Genomic DNA, 2,745 nt, shown 5'->3' with positions numbered 1-2,745 from the left:
GAGCCCGAAGAACACACTTCCCCCTGGTTAGCAAAAGCCCCAAAAAGCGCTCCATCAATTGCCATCTCCAGATCACAGTCGGCAAATACAATATTGGGATTTTTTCCACCCAACTCCAAAGAGATACGCTTTAAATTTCCCGCAGCTGCCTGCATTATTTTTCTGCCGGTCACAGTCCCTCCAGTGAAAGCCACTTTATCCACCAGAGAATTAACAGCCAGTTCTTCCCCAACATCAACACCGGGGCCGGTAATGAGATTTACTACCCCTGCCGGAAAGCCGCATTGATCAATCAGCTTGAATAATTCAATTGCCGTTAGAGGGGTTAGTTCGGAAGGTTTTAATATTACGGTATTTCCTGCTGCAAGTGCTGGAGCAAGTTTCCATGCCGCCATCAGCAATGGGAAATTCCAGGGTATAATTTGGCCGCACACTCCAATAGGCTCACGCACGACATAACTAAAGGAATTGGCTGGAACTGACATTGTTTCGCCATGAATTTTAGGGGCAAGTCCTGCATAAAACTCAAAACAATTAGCGGCATCGGCTACATCATACTCAGCCTCAGCCAAAGGTTTTCCGCAGTTTCGTGTTTCCAGCTCAGCTAACATTGCCGCATTGGCCCGAATCAAATCAGCAAGCTTGAATAATAATTTACTGCGTTCAAGAGCAGACGTTTTTTTCCAATCTCCTTCATCGAATGCCTTACGAGCCGCATTGATTGCAAGAACAACATCTTCTTTCGCACTTTCAGGAACTGTTGCAATCAATGCCCCATTACCAGGATCAATAATATCTCGAGTAGCCCCACTTTGGGCGGCAGTGAATTGTCCATTAATATACATATTCATTATTCAATACCTGTGTTATTGAGTAAGAGCATTTCCTTTTCTTTCTTCAAATATAGTATAGATATTTCAGATCTGATTAGGACTCATTGACTTTTTAATCTAAATCACGAGCAGATTTTTTTTGTAAGCTATACTTGAACTATGATGAGGGAGTTAAATAGATACTAGGGATAACGTAAAGTTCATCTTAATAACTGATTAATACCCCCATTCTTACTCTTATGAATACCTACGTTTAACGGGGGAATTATGGATAAATCTGCAGCTCAAATAGTCTTTAAAAATAAGATTCTAATTCTTGGATTCGGCAGTATTGGCCAGGCAATATTACCTCTTTTATTCCAATATTTGAAATTAGATCCCACTCAAATTCACATCCTGTCAAAACATAATCTTGGCGCAGATGTAGCAAAAAATTACCAGGTTCAATTCGATGAAATTGCTGTTACAGAAAATAATTATCAGGAACTTTTATCATCGATTCTTAAACCAGGTGATTTTTTGTTAAATTTATCCATAGGGGTATCCAGCCTTGATTTAATAAAATATTGCCATGAACATAAACTGTTATATCTGGACGCTGCTGCCGAATCCTGGGAGAAAAGAAATATTGAGAGCAAGGAACTACTCTCGAATTATGCTTTGCGCGAAGCATCATTACAGCATAAGAAACAAGGGCCTACTGCTGTTTTAACTCACGGAGCCAATCCAGGATTAGTGTCTCACTTTCTTAAGCAGGCCTTGTGGAATGTCGCCCAAGATAATAATTGGGGCGGTACATTACCTCAAAAGGCAGAAGAATGGGCACAATTAGCTCACGATCTTGATATTAAAACGATACATATTGCAGAGCATGATAGCCAAAAGTCATCTCAAGCCAAAAAGACCGATGAATTTATCAATACCTGGTCAGTGGATGCATTAATCGGTGAAGCACTTCGACCTGCTGAATTAGGCTGGGGCAGCCATGAACGCCATTGGCCACATGATGCCAAGCATCATGATTTTGGCTCAGATTGTGGTATTTATCTCGCTCAACCAGGAGCTGAAACTCGAGTACGTACCTGGACCCCAGGCTCAGGCCCTATTAATGGTTTTTTGATTACTCATGCAGAAGCCTTATCAATAACCCAATACCTGACATTAAAAAAAGAGAATCAAGTATATTACAGGCCAACTGTTCATTATGCCTATCATCCTAGTCCTGATGCCATAACCTCCCTGAAAGAGCTGGTGCAAAGAAAATACGTTCCCCATAGTGAAAAACGAATCATGCTGCATGAAATTACTGATGGCACCGATGAACTCGGAGTTTTATTAATGGGAAATAAAAAAGGGGCCTATTGGTATGGTTCTCGCCTATCAATACATGAAGCTAAAAAGTTAGCGAACCACAATAATGCAACCAGCTTACAAGTTGCAGCTGGAGTGTTATCAGGTATCATTTGGGCGATGAACAATCCGGAGCGCGGAATTATAGAACCCGAAAATATGGATCATGAGTTTGTTTTAAATATAGCATCTCCTTATCTCGGTACTGTTGGCGGTTATTATACTGATTGGAGCCCATTGCAAGACCCCAAAAATTCGAATACGAAACATACTGACCAAAGTGACCCTTGGCAGTTTATTAATATTCGAGTTAGTGAATAAAACATCTGACCGAGCACTCCTTCAAGGAAAGTGTTCGGTCAATGACATCAATTTTAAAATATTATTCTCTCGCCCCTTGGGGGGAGAGTTAGAGAGAGGGTGAGTATGTGGCGCAAAACTTCTGAAAACGCCATAAGTATTTGATTGCAAGGTGGGGTTCTTTGCAGGAAGGTACGAAATTTCCCGGCACACCCATACAATCCTTTGCCAGTCTAGGCTGTAGCCAATAAATCGATTTTTT

Annotated in this window: 3 protein-coding genes; 1 reads left to right on the top strand and 2 read right to left on the bottom strand. The window is 41.1% G+C overall.

Translation table 11 applies throughout. From position 1 onward, the window contains the following. A partial coding sequence (locus tag Q0495_RS13410; protein WP_367274428.1) for an aldehyde dehydrogenase family protein occupies window positions 1-845 on the bottom strand: 845 nt, incomplete at its 3' end. Window positions 846-1,100: 255 nt separating this feature from the next. Here Q0495_RS13410 and Q0495_RS13405 point away from each other — a divergent pair. Next, on the top strand, window positions 1,101-2,504 hold the full coding sequence (locus Q0495_RS13405) for a saccharopine dehydrogenase C-terminal domain-containing protein (protein ID WP_298627174.1): 1,404 nt from the start codon (window positions 1,101-1,103) through the stop codon (window positions 2,502-2,504). Between the two features lie 21 nt (window positions 2,505-2,525). Here the strand turns inward: Q0495_RS13405 and Q0495_RS13400 are convergent. Beyond that, window positions 2,526-2,745, bottom strand: a 220-nt coding sequence (locus Q0495_RS13400) for a hypothetical protein (RefSeq protein ID WP_298627173.1), incomplete at its 5' end; no start/stop codon positions are given.

Source organism: uncultured Legionella sp., assembly GCF_937871865.1.
Taxonomy (GTDB): Bacteria; Pseudomonadota; Gammaproteobacteria; order Legionellales; family Legionellaceae; genus Legionella.
The sequence above is the reverse complement of the archived record's forward strand: the minus strand, read 5'-3'. Positions and strand labels throughout refer to the sequence as shown.